The following is a 24,481-nucleotide window of genomic DNA, read 5'->3' as shown; positions in this document are numbered from 1 at the left end:
ATCATCTCTTCGCCCGCCTGCTGCTCTTCCTGCTATGAATAGTCGGTCTTTCTTCCTATTGAAGAACCACGGTATCCCCCGGCTTCAGTCCGGACAGTACCTCGATTTTATCCAGCGTCTGCATGCCCGTCTCGATATCCTGCCGTTCAATATGACCGCCGCCCTTATCGACCATCACATAAGAGATGTCGCCTTCGGTCATAACAGCCAGCTTCGGCACGACAACCGCCTTCTCTTTGCGTTCGGTAACGATGTCTCCGGTCAAGGTCAGTCCGCCGATCAAACGGTCGTTTTTTGGCAGGGAGATGATCACTTTGAATTGCGGCGTCTGGGATGTCTGCTTTTCCTGGGAAGTCGTCTCCGCGAATTTGGCCACCTCTTCCACTTTTCCCTTCAGCTTCATGTCCTTAATGGAAGGCATTTTCACTTCAACCTCCATCCCCGGCTTAATGCTGAACACCTCGCTCTCCCCGACATAGGCAGCGAACCGAAGCGAGTTCAGATCAACGATTTTGCCGATATATTGATTGGCCGTCACCGACTGCGGCTGCTTCTGCGAATTGTCGAATAGAAAAATGCCCGCCGACGGCGCCCGGTATATCGATTGCTTCAGACGCTCATTCAATTCTGCGATCGTCTGAGCCTCGATCATCTCGTTGACCCCGTCCAGCTCACTGCTCAGCTTGGCGGTTTCCTGATCGGCCAGCAGCTTCAGGCGCTCTGCTTCCGTCGCTCCAACCGGGGCATTGTCCAAATCCTGATTGAGCGTGAACTCCTTCAGCTCCTGCTCCAGCTTCCGCTTCTTCCGCTCGGCCTCCTTCTGCTGTAGCTGCTGGTGAATGGTCTTCTGCTCTAGACTGAACAGCGTATCGCCTTTCTTGATCTGCTGCCCGTTCGCAACGTTCCAAGATTCCACCTTCGCCTCAAAAGGGGCGTATACATTCGTTTCCTTTCCATATTCCGAGGTACCCTTGACCTGCACAGTGGTCACGATCGTCTCCTCGGTGACAGGAAATGAAATCACCTGCGGCTCTTCCATCATGGGTATCGGCGCTTCCTTAGGCTTTACCTGTCCGTATCCCCAATAGCCGACCAAGCCGATGACCGCTGCAATAACCAACCATTTTATTATTTTTTTCATACCGTATATTAGCGTCCTTTCCGATCCGGTAGTCTCCTAATCCCGCTTGATCGCGAGCAGCGCATTGGTTCTGGCGGCGCTGATCGCCGGATAAATCCCTGAAAAAATCCCCGTCGTCACAGCGAATGCGATGCCGATCGGCAGCGTATTTGGGGTCACCTCAATCTGCAGCCCCGCCATGCCCGCGGAAGCCGTAATGAACGAATTCAGCCCATTAACGATAAAATAAGCGAATACGATACCGAGCAAGCCGCCAAGGAAACCTAGCAGGCTCGCTTCAACGATGAACATGACGCGGATCTGACCCGAATTCGCCCCGAGAACCTTCATGATGCCGATTTGCCGGCGGCGCTGATGCGTCGACATGGTCATGGCCACAATGATCGATATGGACGCCAGCAGCAGAATGAAGACGCCGACGCCGAGCGCAATCGCTTTGAAGGTATTCAGCTGGGAAGCGATCTGATCGCGCGCGGCCAAGTTGTCGCTGGCATTCAAGGCCAGCTTCGATATGAGCTCCTCCAGCTGCTGGATGTGCTGAAGATCATCCACCTTGACCGTTAACGTATCGTACGTCCGCTGTTTCATGGCGGCTCCATTATTGGAATTCAAGGTGTCATTCAGCCAATCCGCCGTTTCGAACGATACATAGGCCTGGCGGTCGTAGATGGCAAACTCGGCATTCTGCCCCTTCGGAACATCGAGCACGCCCCCGATATAAAGGCGCGGGCCGAGCGCTTTCTGTTCGCCTTCCATCCGCTCGGGCTGGATGCTCTTGCCCATCATATCCGTAATGGCGCTGTCGTACATATATAACTCTTCCCATATTTTCGGATTGTTGGGATCGCTGTTCATCATGTTCATCAATCTTTCGCTGGTCTCGGCATCCTTCCAGCCTGACGTTGCGCCATAGTTGAGCACCACCGCACCCATCTGATCCAGCGGCCCGCCCTGCGCGAAACGGTTGCCCTGCTCCTTAAGCTTCGTCAAATCAACGGCCATGATATTGATGCCGTCATGAACCAAATTATCGGAAGAGAGGAACCGGAAGTACCCCATCTGCTTGGCGGCAATGACCGACTTCACATGATGAAAGCCCTCAATCACTCGAACCTTGTCATCGGTCAATAGCCCCCGCTCCGCGCCAGGCCCGCTGCCTCCATCCGAAGAGCCGCCCGAGCCTTGAGGGGTTACCGTAATCTCATCCAGCTTCAAGCCGCCTATGATCTCCTTCTCCAGGTAGCTTTGGGCGCCGTTTCCGATGCTGATCGCTACAATGATCGCCGCACATCCGATCGATATCCCGGTCATGCACAGGGCCGTCACCACTTTGCGGCGCTTGATCTGGCCCCAGGCAAGCCGCATACTGTCTACAAATTTCAGCTTTCGTCACCTGCCTTCTCCGGCCCGGACGGGACGGCTTGCAGCTCTTGGGCAGCATCTGCCGGCTCGGGAGCTGCGGGTTCCTCGGAAGCTGCAGGTACGACGACTTCAGGCTGACGCGCCCCGGGCTCCTCGGTAACCGCGGGTGCGATGACTTCAGGCGAATGCATGGCTGGCTCCTCGCTAGCTGCGGGTGCAACGACTTCTGGCTTATGCACAACTGGCTCCTCGCAAGCAGCCAGTGCAATGACTTCAGGCTGACGCGGCGCTTCCGGTCCCGATCCTTCCCCCGGGGTGACGAGGTAGCCGTCGCGAAGCATGATCGTTTTCTTCATTTGAGCCGCCACTTCCATTTCATGCGTGACGATAACGAACGTCGTGTTCATCGATTGGTTGAGCGTCATCATGATGCGAAGAATCTCCTCTTCCGTCTTGGTGTCGAGGTTGCCGGTCGGCTCATCCGCAAAAATAACGGAAGGCTCCGTGATCAGCGACCGCGCGATGCTGACCCGCTGCTGCTGCCCTCCCGAGAGCTGGGAAGGATACATTTCGGCTTTATCGCCGATCCCCGTAATCTCCAGAAGCTCCATCGCTTTCTTGCGACGCTTCGATCTCGGGACGGATTGAAAGACGAGCGGAAGCTCTACATTCTCCCGCACCGTCAGCGTAGGGATCAATTCATAGGCTTGAAATATAAATCCGATATGCTTCCGCCGAAAGACGGCAAGCTTGTTCTCGCTATATTTGACGATATCCTGGCCGGCGATATAAATATGGCCCTCCGTCGGCTTCATGAGCCCGGCCATCAGGTTCAGCAGCGTGGATTTGCCCGAGCCCGAGCTGCCAAGAAGGGCGATCATCTCGCCTTCCTTGACCTCGAACTCGATATTATGAAGCACCTTTAATACCTCGCTGCCGTTTTTGAAGCTGTGCGATACATTTTCCAAACGCAACATGTTCGCCTTTCCTCTCCCTGGTCCTTGGTTTCCCTCTTACTCTTCCGGCGGCTCCACAACATTCGGATAGAACGTCACATTGTAGCTTTGAGTGCCGAGGGTGATCCGTTCATTCTGGAATTCGTCCGCGAGCGTCAGGGTAAACCATCCGCCTTTCAATTTTTTGTACTGCTCATCCGTCATTTCAAACGAAAGCGTCCTCGTGCCCGGAACCTGGATATCCGTCCCCGGCGTAAGGATGCGCTCCTGCGTCTGTCCCAGGGTGTCCTTGATCGTCAAAATCAGCTTGTGGCCGGCATCCGCAGCGGTAATGCTGTCGCTTCGCTTCACGTCCACCGTCACATTCATGGAGATGCTCGAGCTGCCCTCCTGCAAATGCCCCATCGCTTTCGTCACGGAAATGCTGTACGGATACCAGTCGAGCCCCGTCAGATTGGAGCTTGCGGCCGGACGAACCGGATTCAGCTGCATCTTCTTCACGCCGAGGACGCCGCTCACGTCTTTGCCCGGCTCGGCAAGCTTGCCCCCGGACATCGCAGTGCCCAAGGCAAGTCCCAGGCTTCCGGCCGTCCCCTTCGGCACTCTGGCCCAGAATACGACCGATTGTTTGCCTCCCGGCTGAATTGGCGTTTCCGGCTGCACGGTATCGGCCTCGTAAATTTTCCCGTCCGTACCTTGGAAATATCCTTTCAGCAAAGCCGCTTGTACCCGGCGCGCCTCCCCGCTGGTCAGCGTCAGTTCGGAATAAATGATATCCGAATCCGCTCCTTCGTAAATCAGCGTCCGTCTCTCCTGCGCTTCTGCCCGTTTCCCGGCCGTCGTGACGGTATACGGCTTCCCTTTCTCCAGCAGCTCAATCGACTGCGTATGTCCCGGCGTCGTCAGGGTAAGGAAAGGTGTCTTCACGCTTTCCTGCTGGGCAAACAGCTTGAAGCGAAGCGTGCGGATATCCTTCGTGTACGGAATTTTGGCCAGGACGGACACCTCCGTGGATGCTCCCGGCGCGATCAAGGAGCCCTGCTCCCCGGCAATGACCTCGGGACTTGCGAGTACGGTCTTTTCGTCCGCGGTGACATCCGCCTTCAGCTCAGGCAGCTGCAGGGCGTTCGTCTCATGGGTATTGCGCAATCGCAGTTTGGCTACAATAAGATCCGTATCCTGCCATGGCAGGCGCTGAATGGATTCCAGCGTGTAAGCAAACCCGCCGGCACTCTGGGGCGCATACTCTACCCCGATGGAGGACTGGCGTTCCGTTTGATAAGGTATGCTGAAGTAGGCCAAAGGCAGACTCGCTTTGCTTGGAGCATCCGAGCCTGTGCTTCCCCCCGGCTCCTCCTGACCCGCAGGCGGAGAAGGTGTGCGCTCATCTCCCGATGCTTCGATCATCTGCAGCTTCAAGCGGTCCTGCTTGAGCTCCATCGGCAGGGAGATTTCCATCGTTACGGTCTTCTCCTGCCCGGGCCGAAGCGTCAGCATCAGGCTCCCCGGATCTCCCGGCGCATAAGGATGATAGGAGCCCTCCGACGCCTTGATCGCATACTCATACGCCGGAATCTTGGCGGTTTTCTTCCCCTTGTTCTTGAAAGCCATCTCGATATTCCATATCCCCTGGTCCCCGGAAGAGCGAAGCGTGGCTTGACGGATTCTCGCTTCGACAGGCTGGCCGCTAATCGTCAGGGACTTGGCCGCACCTGCAGGCACGTCCCATTTAGGAGCGGTGGCAGCAGGCAGCCGGAACGAGCCTACAGGCAGGCTCAGCTTCAAGGCTTCATCGGTTTCCGTCCATAAAAAACGCAAGCCCGACGGTTTTAGATACGTTGGAACTTCTGTTATGTAATAGACCAGCTTCCGTTCTTTCGGCTGAATCGGTGTCCCCTCGGGCCCTGCCTCGCGCTGAAGCCGGAAGGAGCTGCCGCTCTTCGTGACCAGGAACGGGTCATAACCGCGGTCCGACCATGCGCTGCTGCCGTTATTCGTCATCGACATGCCTACCCTGGCGATGACTTTGCCGTCATATTTGATGATCTCCAGCGATTCCGATTTTACGGTAACCGGAGTTCCGCTCAGGCTCAGCTTTGCATTCACGCCTGAAGCAACCGCGGCTGAATAATTGGAAGGCAGCCTGTATGACCCGACACGCTCCAAATAGCCTTTAACCTTCGGATTCCATACGTCCATAGCAAGCTTCATGCCAGACAAGGAAGGGGTGTCCGTCTTGACGTAATAGGTTACGGTCAGGCTTTGACCCGGCTCGACCTTCTTCTTCGCAAGGTCTTTGGATATCGGATTGGCGGCCTTGACCGAACCTCCGGGAAGCACCGCTTTGGGGAAGTACGTGACGAGCCTGGCCGCGGCTTTTCCTCCATTTTTGTATTGGAGGGTAAATACGGCCACGCTGTCTCCGTTCTGCTGCCATACGTCGGCTTGCTCAAGCGTCGCCGTGACGCCGCCGCCAAGCTTCACACGCCAGTCGAGAGCCGGACTTTGGGCCGCAGCAGATCCGACAGCCTGCGATGACGCCGTCTTAGACGCAGCCGCATCGGCATGCGGCGCGGCCGCCAATGTTGCAGCCAGCAGAATGGCTGCCGCTGTGTACCTTTTTTTATTCATATTATGAAACTGCTCCTTTCCGCCCAAGCACCCCCGATCGATTCCAATCGACGGATTGTGATGGCTATACTAGAATAACGATAGATTCGCGGAGAAAGTTTGGACTGCCGTTCCAACGAACTTTCAGACTTTTCAAACATAAAAGTTGATTTAATCCCCCCAAACGGTTTAATATAAGTAGTGTAGCCTATGTTACATACTGCAGTGCCCGGATGATAAGGACTTCCTGAACAAGGACGGCCTTGATCATAACCAAAAAACTAATTTACAGGAGGTTTTCATTTATGGCATTCCAATTACCACCTCTTCCTTACGCAAACGACGCGCTCGAGCCTCACATCGACGCACAAACGATGGAGATCCATCACGATCGCCATCATAACACGTACGTTACCAACCTGAACGCTGCCCTGGAGAGCGCTCCAGAGCTTCAAGACAAATCCCTTGAAGAGCTGATTTCGAATCTGGACGCCGTTCCTGAAAGCATCCGCACGGCAGTCCGCAACAACGGCGGCGGCCATGCTAACCACTCCCTGTTCTGGGAAGTTATCGGACCAAACGGCGGCGGACAGCCTACCGGCGCTCTGGCTGAAGCGATCAACAACGAGCTCGGCGGCTTCGATAAATTCAAGGAAGACTTCACGAAAGCAGCTACAACCCGTTTCGGCAGCGGTTGGGCATGGCTCGTTGTGAAAGACGGCAAATTGGCCGTAACTAGCACACCGAACCAAGACAGCCCGCTCATGGAAGGTCAAACGCCTCTCCTCGGCCTTGACGTTTGGGAGCATGCTTACTACCTGAAATATCAAAACAAACGCCCTGATTACATCTCCGCATTCTGGAACGTTGTAAACTGGGAAGAAGTCGGCAAGCGTTACGAAAGCGCGAAGTAATCCAGCGTTCTCGCTCTAAGCGAAGCCGATTATAATAAGGAGCTGTCTCGCAAGCAGATCATTCTGCTGCGGGGCAGCTCTTCTTTATGTTGAATATAAAAAAAAGTGGAGTACAGGCGGGCTCACAAATGAGCAGCTGTTCTCCACTTTTTTAGTGTTTTTATCGAGGTGCGTTCAAGCAGATTGGCTGATCCTCTGCCTCCCTGGTCGATCAGCTTGAAGCTCCGGCGGACGGCTGGGACTCGTAGTGGAGAGCCTTGGACGGGACATAGGCCGCAATAAGCAGGATTATTGAGACCGCGCATGCCGCACCGGCACCGATGAGGCATACCGTCTGCAGGGACCAAAGATCTGCGGCAACGCCGAGCAGCAGCGTCAGCAAAATCTGCACGATTCCTTCCAATAAACGTGTCACGCTGCTGAAACGTCCCATGAGATCGATCGGAACCTGGTTTTGAAAAAACGTCATACAACCGGCATTCGCAAACGATGAGAAGAAGCCGAAAATGACAAATCCCGCTGCCGCCATCGCATATCCGTTCGAGGCATAGAACACGAAATAGCCGGCACTCGACAGCAGCGTTCCCGCTCCGATCAGCATGCGGACCGAAAGCCATTTTACGGTGAACGATGCCGCGGCGGAGCCTGCGAGGTACCCTGCCCCCGCAACGCTCACAAGCAAGCCATAATCCTCGTCACCCAGCTGAAGGACCTGCTTGATAAAAGTCGCTTCCTGCGAGTCCAGGGCGAAGCCCAGCAGCATCGCCGATTGGAACAAGATATAGATGAGCACAAAATAAGCCGCAGCCTTCCCGAAGTCAATCACGGCAATCCAATCCTGGACCAGCGTCTTCAAGGTCATGGCTGCCCGTTTGCCGGCCTTGCTCCCTTGTGCATCCACATTCGGCAGGAAATAAATCGCCAGCGCGCACAGGAAGAAGGAAACGGCGTTGATGATAATGCTGATGCGGATATCCGTGTAGGCGATCAGGACGCCCGAGATAGCCGGACCCAGCAGAGCCGCGCCGGACGAGGCAAAGCTGGACCAGGCGTTAAAGGTCTTTCGCCGCTCAGCCGGGACGAGCTTCGTGACGTACGTAATTGAGGTTGGTCCAAAGAAGGCGCCCGCCACGCTGATTAAAAACATGATCGTATAAATCCCCCACACCGACGTCATAAACGGGATCAGGGCGATGAGCGCGCCACGGATCACGTCCGTCACGATCATCAGCGTGCGCTTGTTGGCCCGGTCGATGATGCTCCCCGCCCAGGAATTGGTGAGCAGCGTAGCAAGCGGACGGATGATAAACAAGCCGGCCACTGCGGCCGGCGATCCCGTCATATTCAACACAAGCAAATTGATAGCAACGAGATAAATCCAGTTCCCCAAGTTCGAAACGCCGATTCCGGCGATATATAACAACGCATGTTTCCAGCTATGCAAGCAGCATCACAGCTCCATTTCGTCTTATCCTCTATCGCGAACCGGCACCATCCATCTTGGAGAAATAGGAAGTAAGGATGCGGATGAACACGTTCGGAAAGGCGTATCGCTCCATATCGCCGGCATCGATCCAGCGAAAATCGTTCGTCTCCCCCGCTTCATACGCAGCAGCGCTCTCAGCGGCCTGCAGCCCGCTGAGTGATTCCGGCTCCTCCTGCCATACACAGCGGTAGACGGACATTTTCCATTGGATATGGCTAAACGTATGCTCGGCATCCATGTAATGGCCGATCGGCCGTACCGGAACCCCTTCCGCAAGCAAGCCATCCGTAAGCCGGATGACCGCGGCCTTCTCAGAAGGCACCGCTACATTGGACGGCACCATGACAGTCTCCGAAGGCACCGTGGTCACCTCTGACCGCTCCGCGACTGCCTTGGAATGAACGGAAGCCGTATCTGATGCCACCGTACCCCCCTTGGTCGATACCGCGCTCAGACCGGACTGCTCCGTGGCTCCCTTGGTTGATACCGCGCTCGCACCGGAAGTCACTTCAATATGCGGAAGCTCCCACATCCCGGCAAGAAGTCCTGACGCCGGCCGTTTGCGGATCAGGATCTTCCCTTCGTGCACCCCGGTTCCTTCCACGATGGCTGCCAGTCGATGCTCGGGACGCGGAGGCTTTGCCTTCGTCTTAACGGGAAGCGACTCTTCCTTCCCTTCAAGCCTGCCTGCACAGTGCTCCATTACCGGACATACCAGGCATTTGGGGGATTTCGGCGTACAAATCAGCGCCCCGAGCTCCATTAGTGCCTGGGTAAAATCCGAAGCCCTCCCCTCCGGAACGAGCGTAAGCACCAGTTCCTCCATCCGGGTTCGTGTTTTTATCTTCATAATGTCATCTTCGATTAAAAAATATCGGGACAGCACCCGCATCACATTGCCGTCCACTGCTGCGGCGGGGATGTTGAACGCTATGCTGCGGATCGCGCCGGCCGTATACGGCCCGACGCCTTTTAGACCGGCGACTTCCTCCTTGCCGCTCGGCATGACCCCGCCGTACTGCTCCGTAATCTGCCTGGCAGCACTCTGCAGATTGCGGGCTCTAGAATAATACCCGAGGCCTTCCCAGCATTTCAACACGTCGTCTTCCGGCGCATCCGCCAGCGCCTCGATGGTCGGGAAGCGCTCAATAAACCGGTGGAAGTAAGGAATCACCGTATCCACCCTTGTCTGCTGCAGCATAATCTCGGATACCCATATATGATAGGGATCCCGGGATCTTCGCCAAGGCAGATCCCTTTTGTTAACGTCATACCAATCCAGCAGCTCGCTGCTGAAATATCTATCGTGATTGCGCTCTGTGTGCATGCTAGTCTATCTCCTTCTGTTATCCTTGCCTGATCCTTTCCACGACTGCGAACGCAGAGGCCAGCTCCGGCTGGTGGGAAATGGTCAAATGGATGGCGTAGTCGGCTGGATCGCCGATCGACAGACGGCTCCACGCTTCAGGAGACAGGCTGGCGATCGGCCGCCCGCCCGGATGCGGGAGCACTTCAATATCCCAGAAGCCGATGAGGCTTCCGATCCCGCAGCCGAAGGACTTCGATATCGCTTCCTTCGCCGCGAAGCGGCCGGCAACGAACTCGGTGCGCTTGGCGCCTTTCTGGAGCGCGATCTCCCGCTCTGCTTCGGTCAACACCCGTTCCACAAATTTCTCGCTATGCGGGCCAGTCATCAAAATTTCCACTCTCCGCATATCCAGCACATCATGTCCGATACCATAAATCACAATCGCTCGCGCCCCTTCTCTGATTTCTAGTCCGACCATTATTCTGCCTCAGACTATTGTATCAGTGCTTGTACCCCAAAAGCGAGATTTTCGTTGCACAATATGATTTATTGAAAAAAATTATCGTTCGAGCGTTTAAGGCCGGGTGCACAAATTAGGGTCGATAGTAAACAAAACAGGGCTGACCCAGCAGTACATCTACTGATGGGTCAGCCCATTGAATGTGGGAGTGTAAAGGAGAGCTCGGGGCCCAAGGTCCGAGCAAGTCCTTAAAAGGGACTTGTTCGCGCTTTTCAGGCCCACAGGCCGCGCAGCAAGCCCCAAAAAGGGACTTATTCGCTCTCTTCAGGGCCCCAGACGCAAAACAAGTCTCGAAAAGGGACTTGTTCGCGCTTTTCAGGCCCACAGGCGCACAGCAAGCCCCCAAAAGGGACTTGTTCGCTCTCTCCAGGGCCCCAGACGCAAAACAAGTCCCGAAAAGGGACTTGTTCGCGCTTTTCAGGCCCACAGGCCGCGCAGCAAGTCCCCAAAAGGGACTTGTTCGCTCTCTCCGGGCTATTAAATGCCCGGGATCGTATTCCGTTTATGCGCCGTTCTGCGATAGTAGCTCTCCAGCTTCTCCTGGACCTCCGGAGCTACCTGCTTGCCCTCCAGATAGTCGCTGTTATCCTCGTAGCTGATGCCGAGCTCCTTCTCGTCCGTCTGCCCTTCCCATAGGCCTGCCGTAGGCGCCTTGTCCAGAATCGATTGCGGCACGCCCAAGTAGGAAGCCAGCTGGCGCACCTGACGCTTGTTCAAGGAGCTAAGCGGCGTTATATCCACCGCGCCGTCGCCCCATTTGGTGTAAAAGCCGGTAATCGCTTCGGATGCATGATCCGTCCCAACGACGAGCAGATTCTGTTCGAACGCAAGCGCGTACTGGACAACCATCCGCACTCTGGCCTTCACGTTGCCTTTGCCGGGGATGCTGATATGCTTGTTGACTCCGATGTTTTTCAAACCATGTTCCACTTCAAGCGCAATCTCGTTGACGGCTTCCTCGATGTTGGTCTCAACCGTATATTTCAGATTAAAAGCCTTCGCCGTCGCATAGCTGTCCGAGATGTCGGCCTGCTCGCCATATGGCTGAAATACACCCAGCGTTTTATATTCCTTGCCGGTCTCTTCCGTAAGCTCATCGGTTGCCCGCTTGCACAGGCCTGCCGCAACCGCGCTGTCGATCCCGCCGCTAATCGCGATAAGCAGCCCCGACGTGCCAGAATTGGTAACATAGCTCTTCAGAAAATCCACCCGCTTGCGGACTTCTTCCTCCACATTGATCGATGGCTTGACGCCCAGTTCGGCAATAATCTGTTCCTGTAGACTCATCGTAAGACTCCTTTCAGAATGGCTTCTCTCTTCTCCAATGACGGCACTTACAACAAAAGCCCCGCGGCTTCGGAATAGGCCGAACGCTTCGGGGGCTTTGTTGCTGCCGGATTACTGGCAGTAGCGATTGAATGCGTCTGTCAGATCAGCTGCGATCTCCTCGGCGGAGCGGTTCTCAACTTGATGACGCTCAATGAAATGTACCAGCTCCCCATCCTTCAAAAGAGCAATCGAAGGCGAGGATGGCGGATATGGCGCAAAATATTCACGGGCCTTCGCCGTTGCTTCCTTATCCTGCCCGGCAAATACCGTGAACAAATGATCCGGCTTCACCTCGTTTTGCAGTGCAAGTGCAACGCCTGGACGCGCTTGACCAGCCGCACAGCCGCAAACGGAATTGACAACAACGAGCGCCGTTCCTTTAGCTGCCTCAAACTGCTCTTCCACTTCCTCCGGCGTTGTCAGCTCGCGGATCCCCAGAACCGTGAGCTCATCGCGCATTGGCTGAACCATGTCGCGCATATATCGGTCAAAAGACATACCCATAACTGCTTCACTCCTTATATAAACAAGATTATTCGATTGATAACAACTCATCGCTATCTATATTATACAATCACGAAGAGTGAAAGCAAGAAAATACAAAACGAGCAGCATCCAAGGTAGGATGCCGCCCGCCGATAAAGAGGTGATGCAAGCCTAGGTGGCCGGGTAATTAATCCCGTCCTGCTTTTTGTCCACGATGGGCTCACCGCGGCGCTCTTTGTTTTCACGCTTTTGCTGCTCTTGCTCCTTGGAATTGTTTTTGCTCATCCGAATCCCTCCTTTACCGTTGGCTCTGTCTTATGATGCCAATCCGTCCATCCGATTATTCGAATGCAGCTGCGCTTTGGGGTTCAATCATCGTCTGCGGAGAGGAGCGGACGGGCAGCGATATGATAAAGACCGTGCCTTGTCCTTCACTGGATTTGACATCAATCGTTCCGTTGTGCCGCTGGACCACGCTCATGCACAGTGCCAGCCCAAGCCCGGTGCCTTTATTCTTCGTTGTAAAAAAGGGCTCGAACAACCGTTGCAGTACATCGTCCGGAATTCCTATCCCGGTATCCTTGACGAATAGCTTGACCTGTTCGCCTTCCAGGCGGGTCTCGATCGTCAGCGTTCCCTTCTCCCCCATCGCTTCCATTCCGTTGCGGCATAAATTCAGGATCAGCTGCTTCATCTCTTTTGGATTCAAAAGAAGCTTCGGCATCATCGATCCCAGCTTGAGCTCGATGGACTGTCCGCGCAAATTGGCGTCCGCCCATAACAGCGGGCTCAGCTCGTGAATGATATCGTGAAGATGACACTCTTCCTTCTCGGCCGTACGATTCTGGGCCAAGGATAGAAAATCGTTAATGATGCTGTTCGCACGGTCCAGCTCTTCCATCACAATACGGTAATAATGATCAAGGGTATCCGGGCTCTTCTCCTGCATCAGCTGCAAAAATCCGCGCACAACTGCCATCGGATTCCGAATTTCATGCGTAATGCCGGCCGCCATCTGACCGACTAAGCTGAGACGCTCCACATTGATAAACTCGGAGCGCAGCTTATCAAGTTCCGTTATGTCTTCAATAATCCCAACCGCCCCCGAAATTTTGCCTGTTTGATTATGTATAAGGGGGTAAATCCCTGTCGAGTAGACTCGGGAGGCGTTACGGACAATTTCTCCCGGCGTTTCGATACCTTGAAGGGCCTTCTCGATCCTCGTTAGCAAATGCTCCTTCTGAAACATACCGTCCAAAGCCTCGTGTAACGGTTTTCCGACGATATCGCTCCTTGACAGATGCGGATAAGCAGCTTTGCTCAAGTCCGTGATCAAATGGTGGTTGGCTGCTATGATATTGCCCTTCAGGTCAACAGCTATAATGCCCAGCGGGATGAGATCCAGAAACGGACTCACGGATTCCTTGCTCATCAAAGGGCTGTTATGTCGATTGGAAGCGAGCCGCTCCGCGTTCATTTCAATCCAGTATACAATCAATCCGGAGTGGAACATGCCGATCAGCATATAGAGAACCGCTACCAGAATCATATCGGGATTCAGGTGATGATTATTGACTTTTCCGTCAACGGCCTCGTGGCCCACAATGAGAAGCATGGATGGAACAAGGGCGCTCCATAGCCAGCATATCTTTTCAAGGATTGAGCCCTTCTTGAAATGAGTCGATACCCGAGGCAGCATTGAGTAGCATATGATTAGCATATTTAACAAGAGGCAGGCCAACGGCAACCCGTAAATCAGCCCATGGGTTGTTATATATACGACTGCAAGACATAACCCGGAAAACCGGCTCCCATATAAAATGCCTAAATACAGGGGAACGACTCCAAGATGAATCGGAACATAATAATCGCTCATTGCCGAGAGCAGGACACATAGAATGATGCTGATTCCGCATGCGATGACGATATGATCGCGGAATCGCAGCACAACATCCGGTTTCTTCTTGTACAGGCAATTTACATGTCTGTCGAGGAGAAGCGGCAGATGAAAGATGAGCGTACCATACAGCAGAACTTGCAGCAGAATATCTTTCCATAGGCTCAGCACAACGCTAAATCACCTCAATTCGACAACGCCTCTAATATTTTTGATTAAATCACAGGCGACACCAGATTACAATATCTTGTAAGTTCATGTTGAAATGACGAAGAACAAAGGCTTTTCGTCCTATGCTGAAGGACTTAGGATAATTCACGGTTACCGTATATAATAAGGATGATCTACTAGTGATATACCCTTAAAGGAGCTAAGAGCAAACATGCCGGATTATGATGTAATTGTGATCGGGGGCGGACCGTCCGGGCTTATGGCCTGCGTGGCGGCCGGAGAGAGAGGAGCCTCCGTTTTACTCGTGGATAAAGGGGACAAGCTTGGCCGTAAGCTCGGCATATCGGGCGGCGGCAGATGCAATGTGACCAACGCGAAAGAACAGGATGAACTGATCGCCAATATTCCGGGTAACGGCCGGTTTCTGTACAGCGCTTTTCAGCATTGGAATAACCGGGATATTATGGCCTTCTTCGAAGGGCTCGGCATTCCGCTTAAGGAGGAAGACAACGGGCGGATGTTCCCGGTAACGGATAAGGCTTCAAGCGTTGTCAACGCCTTGATCGGCAAGGTCCGTGAGCTGGGCACCGATATCCTGACGAACAGCCCCGTGCACCGGGTTCTATTCGAGAACCATCATGCGGCGGGCATAGAATTAAAATCAGGAAGGACCATAACCTCCTCTTGCGTGATCGTTGCGACCGGCGGCCAATCGGTACCGCAAACTGGCTCCACCGGCGATGGCTATCCGTGGGCCGAGGCAGCCGGCCATACCATCACCGAGCTGTACCCGACGGAGGTGCCGATCGTGTCTACGGAGCCATGGATTGCCTCCAAGGAGCTGCAAGGACTCTCGCTGAGGGATGTAGAGCTGTCGGTCTGGAACCCGAAGGGTAAGCGGATCATTGCCCACCGCGGCGACATGCTGTTCACCCACTTCGGCGTATCCGGTCCGATCGCGCTCCGATGCAGCCAGTTTATCCGCCAGGTTCAGCGGAAATTCGATATCGTGAATGTGGACATGGCCATCGATATGTTCCCGGACCGATCCGTCCCGGAAATGGAACGTGAAATTAGGACATACCTTGAGGAGGAGCCGCGGAAAAGCATTAAGAATGCGCTCAAAGGATATCTGCCTGAACGCATGATTCCCCTGCTGCTGTCCAAGGCCGGGATCGACAGCGATACGGTCTGCAGCGGCATCTCCAAAACCGCTGTAGCCGGACTGGCCGCCACCCTTAAGAAATTCATGTTCCGGGCTTCCGGAACGAGATCGCTGAAGGAGGCGTTCGTAACGGGAGGCGGCGTAAGCCTTAAGGAGATCCAACCGAAAACCATGGAGTCCAAGCTGATGCCGGGCCTCTTTTTCTGCGGTGAAATATTAGACATCCACGGCTACACCGGGGGATACAATATCACGGCAGCCTTCTCCACCGGATACACGGCTGGCAAGCACGCTGCAGAGGCCGCTTCCGGATAGTTACCGCCCTCCTTCGGGCGTATCCTAAAAGCCGACGCCCTAACTGCCCCATCAACATGGAAAAGCGCTGGTCAGCTCCTTAAGGACTGACCAGCGCTTATTTTCATTCTCCAAATGCAATCCTACTATTATAAGAAGCGGCAATTCATGGTACCGATCGAACCACTCATGCCGATTCGTCGCCGACTTCTTCCTCGTTCTCTCTTAAAGTCCGTTCCTCCTTGTAGACCGGCAAGGACGTCAGGGTCGGTGCAACGATGACGGCCACAGCCGTACATGCAAGCCCGGCCAACCACCCGGCCGCTCCTGGAAAGAGCGTCAGGCCCGCTACCAACGAATATAGTAACGCCGGCAATACCAGCAGGGTCCGAACCACGACCACGCCTGCCGACCGGTAATGGCGGTTGTTGAACGGAAGGATATGCATGAAATCCGCTTTGGCAAACTGCGCCCAACGGGTATGAAGCCAATACGATATGAGAATGACCATGGCAATGTAGACGATCACTTTGACTACATGCGGCGGCATCCAGATCGCCGGAACTCCGAGCAATGTGATCTGGAGGTACACAGCCAGATTTTCAGACTTGCGCAGGATCGCCTTCAGACCGGCATCCGCCAGCCGCTTCTCTGCGGCCCCCTTAAAAATGCGCCCCGATTTGCGGAACAACCAGGTCTTGCTCCGGATGCTTGGGGGCTTGCCGACCGCTTGGATCATAATCATCTCGGTTAATTGGATGCGCGTGCTCGCATCCTCCCGCGTATCGGAGATGAAGGTTCCCTTCATGCGCAATCGGTGCCTGCCGAGCAGGAGCAGCAGCACGAGAAAAATCACAGCGCCTAACCATAAAACAAGCGGCGTTTTAAGTCCGAAGGTCACGCCTACCATGAACGTGCCGAAGAAGAGCCAGCGGCTGAAATAGCCCGCAAGCCGCCTTGCCCATCCCTTATAACGAGAACGGATCATCCTACCCGCCAGATTGGCGCACCAGGCGCAGGCTGCGGCTGCCAGCAGCAGGGGGATTAATGTCGCTTCGCCAAATCCATAGCCTCTTACAAGAAACGGGAGGGCAAGCCCCGTGAACAGCAGCCCTTTAACCGCGGAAACAGAAATGCTGTATCCCATCCCGCGGACCATCAAGCCCTTGATCCATTGCGGATGCTGGCGGAGGAACAGCACGTCGGCCTCCTCGAGAAACAGCAGCACCCTGCCGAAGAACATCAGCAGCAGAAGCGAAGCAGCTCCCTGCACCGGGATATAATCAACCCAGACGGGAAGCGGTCTTGTCCATAGCTCCCGATAAAGCCCTCCGCCAAGCAGCAGACCCGGCACAATGATGTACAGCATCACTGTCCAATCTGCCACGGTAGCGAGACTTGCACGCTGATGCTTCCAATGGGATCGTACTCTTGTCCAGAACAGGGAGCCCGGGTTCTTCACATGTCGCGACCGTACCATCATGTCCTCCTCCCCGTTCATGTCAGTGCATCGAAGCAGTCAAACAAAGAGGCACCCGGAAGGTCCGCTGCGAGCCGGATGTCATCCAGTGTTCCCTGTGACGCTACTTGACCTTGTGAAATGAGGACAAAGCTGTCGCAGATTCTTTCCGCGGTATCTAGGACGTGAGTGGACATCAGTACGCCTGCCCCGCGCTGCCTCTCCTCCATAAGCAGGTTCAGAAAATCCCTCGTTGCCCTTGGATCAAGTCCGATAAACGGCTCGTCCACAATATAGACATCCGGCTTGGACAGGAAGCCGATCATGAGCATCATCTTCTGCTTCATCCCTTTGGAGAAGCCTCCGGGGAGCTCATGACGTACCGACTCCATGCCAAACTGCCGTAGAAGCGTCTCCGCCTGCTCCTCGAACCGTCCATCGTCGATCCCATATGCGGCCGCAGCCAGGTCCAGGTGCTCCCAAAGCGTCAAATCCTCGTAAAATACGGGCTGCTCCGGGACATATGCGTATCTTGGCGGATCGCCGGCAATCTTGACTTCGGCTTTGCAATCTTTCAGTAAACCAAGGACCGCTTTGATCGTCGTGCTCTTTCCTGCGCCGTTGGGGCCGATCAGCCCGAGCAGCTCGCCGGGAGCGACCCGGAACGAGATATCGCGTATCCGCGGCCGCCCGGGCTCATATCCGGCTTCCTGAATGTTCACGGCGAGAACGGGGTCTGGTTGTGATTCATGATTCTCCCGTATCATTTCCATCTCGTAAATCCCCCATCCATTTGAATTCCTATTTCAGGTAATACGTAAAGGGATGGAATTCGTTGCAAGAGGATCCATTCTGATTGGCCGTTCGGACCGGAGACGTAGCAGGGCACCGGGCCGGATATTGAAAATATTTTTATTGGACTGTGACAAATCGCATGTTTCAACGGCCTGTGATTCGAGTAATCTTAGATTTGAAGGAATTATGGTGGACATGTCATATCCAAGTTAAAGGCGGGGAAAATTAATGAAGGTATCCATGGATCGAAAGACTCAGCTGGCGATGAGCCTGTACAAAGTGCTTGCCAATTCGTTCAAAAGCGTGAGCGAGCATGTCGTAAACGGCGGTAAAACCGAAGGCTTAAACCCGACGTCTTTTGCCGTCATGGAAATATTGCATAATGCAGGCCGCCTGCCTATTCAGCAGATCGGATCCCAGCTGCTCCTGCAGAGCGGCAACGTGACCTATGTCGTCGACCGACTCGAAGAGAAGGGGCTCGTGCGGCGCAGCCCTTGCCCCGAAGACCGACGGGTGATCTATGCCGAGCTGACCCCGCAAGGCGAAGCTCTTATGCAGAGGCTTTATCCTGAGCATGAACGCCAGATCTTATATGCGCTGGAAGGGTTAAATGAAGAGGAGAAGCTCCAGCTCATCCGGCTCCTTCGAAAAATGGGGGAATATGCGAAGCAAGCCCATTCTTCGGCACGTCGGTAGTGTCCTGAAAAAAGGACAACATAGGAAAGAACCCTGTCCTCCATGGGAGACAGGGTTCTTCGTATTTTTCAATGATTAATATAGCCGCATCTTAAAAAGTCCTAACGAACATTTTATGAATACATCCATCGGACATTTCGCTCATGCAAATTCAGTCTGTGTCTATGTTAATGAAACAGCCGCGTGGTCAGTTCCCCGGTGACGCCTCTCCGTCGGTCTCATCCTCAGGCTGAGGAGGCGCATTGCGGAAGGCCGCTACAATCAGCATACAAACAACAGCCATGACGGCCATGCCGATGAACAAAGAGTTCAAGCTTCCTTCCAAAATGCCGCTCAGCAATCCGCCTGCTCCCTCCGGAAGCTCCGCCGTCCCGTGCGGAGAAAGCAGCTTGTTAATATCGTCACTGGTAATGCCGACCGCATCCGGTTCAGCTGCAAGCCGGTTTGCAATCCCGGCATTCACCCATAATCCGAACACCGCAACGCCAACCGTCTGGCCAAAGGTCCGGATAAAGGAATTCAGCGCCGTCGAGGCTCCCCGCACCTGATAACCGACCGATGACTGGGCAATAATCTGAAACAATGTCGAAATATACCCGAAGCCCAGCCCGTAAATGAACGTAAACGTCAGCAGCAGGGCGAGTGCCGTCTCCTTATGCATAAATGCCAGCCCGACGGCCCCGATGATGAGAAAAACGACACCGATCAAAGCGGTTTTGCGGGATCCCGTCTTCACGATCAGGCGTCCCCCGATCACCGATCCGATCAGCCAGCCGATGGACATCGGAGCTAGCGACAGACCTGACAAGGTGGCATTGCCTCCCCTGACGCCTTGAATCCATAGCGGCAAATAAGTGGTTAATCCGATGATCAGTGCGCTTACGAGAATATTCGCCAGCGTGGACACGGAAATATCCCGGATCTTGAATAAATTCAGCGGCAGCATCGGCTCTTTTACGCGGCTCTCTACGATCAAAAAGGCAATGAGAAGCACCACGGAACCTCCGATAAGGCCGAGCATCATCGGGGATGTCCAGGAATAGCCCTCTCCCCCTCCGACAGCCAGCGCGAAGAGAAGCGCCGTCATGCCGACCGCAAACAATGCCGCGCCGGTATAATCGATCGAAACCTGGCGGGTTGTACGCTCTTCCCGGAAATAGCGGAGAATCAACCAGATGGAAACAACGCCGAACGGCATATGGAATACAAAAATCCAGTGCCAGGACAGAAAGTCGACAAAGTATCCTCCAATCAATGGACCGATCAGGGAAGAAATGCCCCATACGGAGCTGATCATTCCCTGAACCTTCCCTCTCTCCTCCAGGTTGTAGATGTCCCCGATAATCGTAAAGGTCACGGGGATAACCGCCCCGGCCCCAATCCCCTGGATCGCCCGGAAAATAATGAGCTGCGTCATGCTCTGCGAGAGGCCGCACAGCAGCGACCCCGCCAGGAATATGAGGGAGCCGTACAGAAATACCGGCTTTCGCCCGTACAGATCGCTAACCTTGCCGAAAATCGGCGTCGTAACGGCCATCGTTAGCAAGAACGCCGTAAAGATCCAGCTCATTAGACTAACACTGCCGAAGCTGCTAATAATCGCCGGTCCTGCAGGACCGACAACCGTTCCTTCGATCGCGGCCATAAAGGTCGACAGCAAAATACCGACCAGGATATAGCCCCGCTTATTTTGTTTCAGTGCATTCACGTATCCTTCGTCCCCTTTACTTTGAACAGCTCTTGACCGCCCGCCCCAGGGCGCCCATCCCCCGGCGATTAAGGATATGCGAAAAAGAGCTGACAACAGTATAAAAAGCGCCTCCCAAAAATGCAGGAGCGCTTTTCGCACATGTAATATTTCTATTATAAATGCTGCTTGGGGATATGCACAGACTCTTCTTGGTTTCTGCCCCGAAGATGAATCACGGAATCGGCGTACGGCCGCATGATGTCCGGATCGTGCGTAATCATCAGGATCGCAGCGCCCTCGTCAATGACAAACCGGCAGAGCTGGACGATGCGCTCCATAGCGGCATAGTCCATGCCGGAGGTCGGCTCGTCCAAAATATAAAGCGGCCTGGCAAGGATCATTTGGCTGATCATGCTGAGCAGCCGCTTCTCTCCTTGGCTAAGCAGGTAAGGGGACATATGAAGGCGCTTGGCTAAGCCTGCCGTTTCAAGCAGATGGTTCGCTCTGCTCCGCTCGGCGTCTGTCAGCTCCGGGCGCTTGGCTGCAGACAGTCCGCCATGCAGGCTGTAGACCAGCTCTTCCCAGACATTCGGAGCCGTAAACATATATTCGGGCTGTTGGAACACATAGCCGATCCGCTCGGCCCGGCGATGCACCGGAATCCCGGTGAGATCTTCCCCCCGCCACAGAATACTCCCTTTCGGCGCCGGCAAAAGGCCCATGATCAAACGGCTCAGCGTCGTCTTGCCCGAGCCGTTCTCTCCCGTCAGAAGCGCCCAGCTGCGAGCCTCCAGAACGGCATCGACAGGGCTGAGCGCCTCCCGCCCGCCGGGATAGCTGTAATGGAGCGAGCGCAGCTCGAGCAGCGGCTCAGGGGGCCTGGCTGCGGGTGCTGCGGCGGGCGCATTTGGCGCGGCCGCGGTGGTGGGCGCAGCCGACGCCGATTGTGACGCGGCGCCTTGCATGCCTGCGGCATCTTCCGCTGGCGCCGTGACAGGCGCGGCGATTGGCGCGGCGATTGGCGCGGCGATTGGCGCGGCGATTGGCGGGGCGGCTCCGCCGCGAGCTACCTGCGGCGCCACGGCGCCCCGCGCGGCCGCGCCGCCAGCTGCCTCCCCTGCGGGGCGAGGCAGCAGCCCCAGCTGCGCCAGCTGCTCCCCGCAGCGGCGCAGCAGCTCCTCCGGCGGCCCGTCGAGCACGACGGTGCCACCGTCCAGGACGATGACGCGCTGCGCGGCGCGCGCGGCATCGTCAAAGCGGCCGGACGCCGTAATGAGCGTCCGGCCCTCGCCCTGCAGCGCTTGGCACAGCTGCAGGAATCTCGCCTGCGCAGCCGTATCCAGGCTCGCGCAGGCGTCGTCGAAGACGTACAGCCGCGGCTGCAGCGCCAGCACCGCGGCAATGGCGGTGCGCTGGCGCTGTCCGCCGGACAGGCTGCGCACCGGATCGGACCGCCGGTCCAGCAGATCGACCGCGGTCAAGGAGGCCGCGATGCGCCGCTCGATCTCTTCCGGCGCAACCCGCAGGTTCTCCGGCCCGAATGCTGCCTCATCCTCGACGATGCCCTGGACAAGCTGCGCATCGGGATCCTGAAACAGCACCCCCATCGCCTCCGTAACATCGGCGAGCGGGGCTGAGGCAGGATCCATCCCGTCCAGCAGCAGAACGCCTTCCCGGGTTCCGCCCCCGCTTCGCGGAAGAAGACCGCTGAGCAGCTGGCACAGCGTGGATTTGCCGCTTCCGCTTGCCCCGATCACGGCCGTCCACTCGCCCGGCTGCACCGTGAAGCTAAGCTGATGCAGGACCGGCCGCTCCTCGCCGTCGTACATAAAACCGACGTCCCGGCACTCCACCTTCGTTCCGATCAAGCGAATCATCCCTTCGCGCTGACGGCAAATCTGCGCAGCAGCCCCGTCTTCGCCAAAGCTTCGCCCAGCACTTTCGTCAGCAGGCCGCACAGGAAGATGCCGCTCAGGATCCGCACAACCAGCGCAATCCCCAGAACACCGATCGGCCATGCCGTGTAGCCGAACATATTCGCGGCAAACACGAACCAGAGCGGCACCATCGCGCCGCCGACCAGCATAAGCACACCCGTGCTCCAATTCCGGTAACGCACAGCCGCAAATATAATCTCCGCGATGACCATGTAGCATGCGGCGGCGACAAAGCATGACGCAATGCCGTAAACCGTTCCCGTCATGGCCTGGATCGTCCCTCCGATCGCATAAGTGACAACCGCCGTTCCGGGTTTACGGATGATGTAATAAGCCAACAGGCCGTACACCATGTAGATGCCCGTGGTCGTCGATGTCGCGATCGGTCCGCCAAGGCTGCTCAGCAGCTTGTTGACCGGCCCGATATACACGGTGATGACGGCGTTGACCGCAGCCAGCATCGCCATCAGAATAATTTCCTGGGTCGTGAATGCAAACCATTTTCGTTTCGTTGATGAATGATTCAAAATTAATCCTCCTTAGGTACCGTCCAAATCGGCCAGCGCGAGCTGATATGGTTCACAGGGGTCCCGCAGCCAACCGAATATGCTAGTCCGAAAATTAAGCTGCTAGACTACAGATTTCGGCCAAGCTGGACGCTTTGCTAAGTCATATTTTGCATATATCCGTGCTTATCGTCAACCACATTTTAATATAATCCGGTTAACAATTTAAACAATCCACCCCAATAATGCCGTTAACAAGACGTAGGCGAATGCAGAAATTACATGCATCGGCGAAATGTTAACCGTCTGGCGAAACGTTCTGTCCGGATTTGCTCCAAAGCCCTTGGCCTCCATTGCGCCGGCTGTCTGCTGAACCCGCCGCAGCGCATTTAACAGCACGGATGATACGAATGCCAGCACATAGCGGATTCGGCTCATGAGCCCCTTGGGAGGCTGGTGTCCCCTAACCTGCTGAGCTGCCCGAATCTGTGCTCCCTCCTGCTCCAAGAGCGGAATAAACGTGAGCGCGGCGGAAATGCCGAAGGCAAAACGGTACGGAACGCCAAGCCTGCGATTCAGCTCTGCCACCAGCTCCCGCGGGTCGGTCGTAACGATATAAGCCATCGAGGATAAAAACAGCGTAAACATCCGAAGCGTCATCGCTCCCGCGGCATTCAGCCCTTCGGTCGTAATCGTCAAAGGTCTCCATTGCATCCACACGGTTTCCCCCTTCACCGTCAAGCCGGTCAAGATGAAATACGGGATAGCCACGACGGCAATCAGCCGGATGCCCAGAAGCAAGCTTCTCCAGGTTAGTTGCCCGGCGAATCGCGCCGTGCCGATGCATAGAAGCAGAAACACCCCCTGCTGCCAGGCCTGGTCCAGCATCATGGCGATGACCGCGGTACACAGCAGAATGACCAGCTTGCTTAACGGATCGTATCGATGAAGGAGAGAGCTTCCCCTCCTGTACTGAATCAACATGCCTATCCAACCTCTCCCTTGCGATGATTCCAATCCCTTTTCAACATTGAAAAAACTACTGCATCTACATATCCCGTGGAGGTATGCCGGTACTCCCGCAATACGCCTTCCAGCGTATAGCCTAAACGCTCAAAAAACCGTACCGCTCGCGCATTGCCCGGTTGAACAAAGGCTTCGATCCGATTCAGGCCCATCTCTTGAAAAGCAAACCTCATCGCAAGCTCGGCTGCTTCCGTCATAAAGCCTTTTCCCTGACAATCGCTAGCCAGCTCGCAGCCGAATTCCCCCCGGTACGCCCCAGCCAGCTGCCATTGGTTCAGTCCGCAGCTGCCAATGACCCGTCCGGAGCCGGTAAGCTCAATGCCCCACCTGAGCGCATCCTCCTCTTCCGACATGGCGTTTAGCCATGCGATGAGCGCCGCCGCATCCGCTGCCGCGTGCATAGCCGGCAGCTCGGTAAACTTCCTCGTATCTGGATCGGACCAGCACCGGAGCATATCCGCAGCGTCATCCTCAGTAAGCCTGCGGAGCCGGACCCGATCGCCCGCGAGCTCCGGAATATGACCTTCACATGCATACACCGCGTCCACCCCTTTACAAAAATGCTGACTTGTATTTAACGTTTTCGGTGATACTAACTGCGTGTATTAAAGATGTATAGCTTTAAGATTCCTTTGGCCCGGGATGTGCAAACATCCGCATGAAGGCTTCGATGCTATCTATATTGATGGATTCGGGAGGCATCCGTCAATATGCGTAGCATCCCCCGTTCAT

At 55.3% G+C, this 24,481-nt stretch carries 19 protein-coding genes and 1 pseudogene; 3 read left to right on the top strand and 17 right to left on the bottom strand.

The features are described 5' to 3' along the window. Positions 1 to 55: 55 nt before the first annotated feature. From NST08_RS03745 to NST08_RS03730, 4 genes and pseudogenes are all read right to left on the bottom strand, one after another. Positions 56 to 1,141 (bottom strand): efflux RND transporter periplasmic adaptor subunit, encoded by a 1,086-nt coding sequence (locus NST08_RS03745; protein WP_007133063.1) that lies wholly within the window; start codon positions 1,139 to 1,141, stop codon positions 56 to 58. A 36-nt stretch (positions 1,142 to 1,177) separates the two neighbouring features. Next, entirely contained in the window at positions 1,178 to 2,506 is a 1,329-nt protein-coding gene (locus tag NST08_RS03740) for an ABC transporter permease (RefSeq protein WP_007133064.1), read from the bottom strand. Between the two features lie 281 nt (positions 2,507 to 2,787). Beyond that, positions 2,788 to 3,480, bottom strand: a pseudogene (locus NST08_RS03735) (ABC transporter ATP-binding protein); the annotation flags it as partial. Positions 3,481 to 3,516: 36 nt separating this feature from the next. After that, entirely contained in the window at positions 3,517 to 6,090 is a 2,574-nt protein-coding gene (locus NST08_RS03730; RefSeq protein ID WP_007133066.1) for a hypothetical protein, read from the bottom strand. Positions 6,091 to 6,374: 284 nt separating this feature from the next. On the opposite strand from NST08_RS03730, the gene NST08_RS03725 reads away from it, so the two are divergent. Continuing rightward, complete coding sequence (locus NST08_RS03725; protein WP_007133067.1) at positions 6,375 to 6,983, top strand: superoxide dismutase; 609 nt, start codon at positions 6,375 to 6,377, stop codon at positions 6,981 to 6,983. A gap of 211 nt (positions 6,984 to 7,194) precedes the next feature. Here NST08_RS03725 and NST08_RS03720 read toward each other — a convergent pair whose 3' ends face one another. The 6 genes from NST08_RS03720 to NST08_RS03695 form a co-directional block, all read right to left on the bottom strand. Beyond that, entirely contained in the window at positions 7,195 to 8,427 is a 1,233-nt protein-coding gene (locus NST08_RS03720) for an MFS transporter (RefSeq protein ID WP_341341472.1), read from the bottom strand. 31 nt (positions 8,428 to 8,458) lie between these two features. Then, positions 8,459 to 9,796, bottom strand: coding sequence for an A/G-specific adenine glycosylase (gene mutY, locus NST08_RS03715; RefSeq protein WP_341341471.1), 1,338 nt, complete (start codon positions 9,794 to 9,796; stop codon positions 8,459 to 8,461). A gap of 19 nt (positions 9,797 to 9,815) precedes the next feature. Continuing rightward, positions 9,816 to 10,217, bottom strand: coding sequence for a holo-ACP synthase (gene acpS / locus NST08_RS03710; RefSeq protein WP_028406117.1), 402 nt, complete (start codon positions 10,215 to 10,217; stop codon positions 9,816 to 9,818). A 558-nt stretch (positions 10,218 to 10,775) separates the two neighbouring features. Further along, positions 10,776 to 11,585 carry an ammonia-dependent NAD(+) synthetase gene (nadE, locus tag NST08_RS03705; RefSeq protein WP_007132425.1) on the bottom strand — a complete coding sequence of 270 codons (810 nt, stop codon included), beginning with the start codon at positions 11,583 to 11,585 and terminating at the stop codon, positions 10,776 to 10,778. A 111-nt stretch (positions 11,586 to 11,696) separates the two neighbouring features. Then, the gene (locus NST08_RS03700) at positions 11,697 to 12,131 is read right to left on the bottom strand and encodes a BrxA/BrxB family bacilliredoxin (RefSeq protein WP_007132426.1); all 435 of its coding nucleotides are present in this window, start codon (positions 12,129 to 12,131) and stop codon (positions 11,697 to 11,699) included. A gap of 322 nt (positions 12,132 to 12,453) precedes the next feature. Next, a complete protein-coding gene (locus NST08_RS03695; protein ID WP_007132428.1) occupies positions 12,454 to 14,181 on the bottom strand; it encodes an ATP-binding protein in 1,728 nt (575 codons plus the stop codon). Between the two features lie 211 nt (positions 14,182 to 14,392). On the opposite strand from NST08_RS03695, the gene NST08_RS03690 reads away from it, so the two are divergent. Beyond that, positions 14,393 to 15,661: an NAD(P)/FAD-dependent oxidoreductase gene (locus tag NST08_RS03690; protein ID WP_144878044.1), complete on the top strand. Its 1,269-nt coding sequence runs from the start codon at positions 14,393 to 14,395 to the stop codon at positions 15,659 to 15,661. 166 nt (positions 15,662 to 15,827) lie between these two features. Here the strand turns inward: NST08_RS03690 and NST08_RS03685 are convergent, their stop codons facing one another. Beyond that, a complete protein-coding gene (locus NST08_RS03685) occupies positions 15,828 to 17,123 on the bottom strand; it encodes an ABC transporter permease (protein WP_341341470.1) in 1,296 nt (431 codons plus the stop codon). Positions 17,124 to 17,137: 14 nt separating this feature from the next. Next, entirely contained in the window at positions 17,138 to 17,872 is a 735-nt protein-coding gene (locus tag NST08_RS03680; protein WP_341341469.1) for an ABC transporter ATP-binding protein, read from the bottom strand. Between the two features lie 250 nt (positions 17,873 to 18,122). On the opposite strand from NST08_RS03680, the gene NST08_RS03675 reads away from it, so the two are divergent. After that, positions 18,123 to 18,590, top strand: coding sequence for a MarR family winged helix-turn-helix transcriptional regulator (locus NST08_RS03675; protein ID WP_007132432.1), 468 nt, complete (start codon positions 18,123 to 18,125; stop codon positions 18,588 to 18,590). Between the two features lie 187 nt (positions 18,591 to 18,777). On the opposite strand, the gene NST08_RS03670 is transcribed toward NST08_RS03675, so the two are convergent. The 5 genes from NST08_RS03670 to NST08_RS03650 form a co-directional block, all read right to left on the bottom strand. Next, positions 18,778 to 20,298 (bottom strand): DHA2 family efflux MFS transporter permease subunit, encoded by a 1,521-nt coding sequence (locus tag NST08_RS03670; protein WP_028407415.1) that lies wholly within the window; start codon positions 20,296 to 20,298, stop codon positions 18,778 to 18,780. Positions 20,299 to 20,453: 155 nt separating this feature from the next. Continuing rightward, on the bottom strand, positions 20,454 to 22,157 hold the full coding sequence (locus NST08_RS03665; RefSeq protein ID WP_341342606.1) for an ABC transporter ATP-binding protein: 1,704 nt from the start codon (positions 22,155 to 22,157) through the stop codon (positions 20,454 to 20,456). After that, positions 22,154 to 22,684 (bottom strand): ECF transporter S component, encoded by a 531-nt coding sequence (locus tag NST08_RS03660; RefSeq protein WP_050954094.1) that lies wholly within the window; start codon positions 22,682 to 22,684, stop codon positions 22,154 to 22,156. Before NST08_RS03660 ends, NST08_RS03665 begins: the two co-directional genes overlap by 4 nt. 264 nt (positions 22,685 to 22,948) lie before the next feature. Further along, positions 22,949 to 23,707, bottom strand: a complete 759-nt coding sequence (locus tag NST08_RS03655) for an energy-coupling factor transporter transmembrane component T family protein (protein WP_341341468.1) — start codon at positions 23,705 to 23,707, stop codon at positions 22,949 to 22,951. 2 nt (positions 23,708 to 23,709) lie between these two features. After that, positions 23,710 to 24,288, bottom strand: coding sequence for a GNAT family N-acetyltransferase (locus NST08_RS03650; RefSeq protein ID WP_341341467.1), 579 nt, complete (start codon positions 24,286 to 24,288; stop codon positions 23,710 to 23,712). Positions 24,289 to 24,481 lie beyond the last annotated feature (193 nt).

The organism is Paenibacillus sp. FSL K6-1566, assembly GCF_038050475.1.
Lineage (GTDB): Bacteria > Bacillota > Bacilli > Paenibacillales > Paenibacillaceae > Paenibacillus_AQ > Paenibacillus_AQ lactis.
Note: the sequence above shows the minus strand (reverse complement) of the source record. Positions and strands in the feature narration are given on the sequence as shown.

What these genes read in the sequence shown, in the direction of transcription:
- NST08_RS03740 (WP_007133064.1), bottom strand. Translation starts at nt 2,506, where the DNA reads ATGCGGCTTGCCTGGGGCCAGATCAAGCGCCGCAAAGTGGTGACGGCC.
- NST08_RS03660 (WP_050954094.1), bottom strand. Translation starts at nt 22,684, where the DNA reads ATGGCGATGCTGGCTGCGGTCAACGCCGTCATCACCGTGTATATCGGG.
- NST08_RS03685 (WP_341341470.1), bottom strand. Translation starts at nt 17,123, where the DNA reads ATGATGGTACGGTCGCGACATGTGAAGAACCCGGGCTCCCTGTTCTGG.
- NST08_RS03680 (WP_341341469.1), bottom strand. Translation starts at nt 17,872, where the DNA reads ATGGAAATGATACGGGAGAATCATGAATCACAACCAGACCCCGTTCTC.
- NST08_RS03675 (WP_007132432.1), top strand. Translation starts at nt 18,123, where the DNA reads ATGAAGGTATCCATGGATCGAAAGACTCAGCTGGCGATGAGCCTGTAC.
- mutY (WP_341341471.1), bottom strand. Translation starts at nt 9,796, where the DNA reads ATGCACACAGAGCGCAATCACGATAGATATTTCAGCAGCGAGCTGCTG.
- NST08_RS03700 (WP_007132426.1), bottom strand. Translation starts at nt 12,131, where the DNA reads ATGGGTATGTCTTTTGACCGATATATGCGCGACATGGTTCAGCCAATG.
- NST08_RS03655 (WP_341341468.1), bottom strand. Translation starts at nt 23,707, where the DNA reads ATGTTGATTCAGTACAGGAGGGGAAGCTCTCTCCTTCATCGATACGAT.
- NST08_RS03665 (WP_341342606.1), bottom strand. Translation starts at nt 22,157, where the DNA reads ATGATTCGCTTGATCGGAACGAAGGTGGAGTGCCGGGACGTCGGTTTT.
- NST08_RS03730 (WP_007133066.1), bottom strand. Translation starts at nt 6,090, where the DNA reads ATGAATAAAAAAAGGTACACAGCGGCAGCCATTCTGCTGGCTGCAACA.
- NST08_RS03745 (WP_007133063.1), bottom strand. Translation starts at nt 1,141, where the DNA reads ATGAAAAAAATAATAAAATGGTTGGTTATTGCAGCGGTCATCGGCTTG.
- nadE (WP_007132425.1), bottom strand. Translation starts at nt 11,585, where the DNA reads ATGAGTCTACAGGAACAGATTATTGCCGAACTGGGCGTCAAGCCATCG.
- NST08_RS03690 (WP_144878044.1), top strand. Translation starts at nt 14,393, where the DNA reads ATGCCGGATTATGATGTAATTGTGATCGGGGGCGGACCGTCCGGGCTT.
- NST08_RS03725 (WP_007133067.1), top strand. Translation starts at nt 6,375, where the DNA reads ATGGCATTCCAATTACCACCTCTTCCTTACGCAAACGACGCGCTCGAG.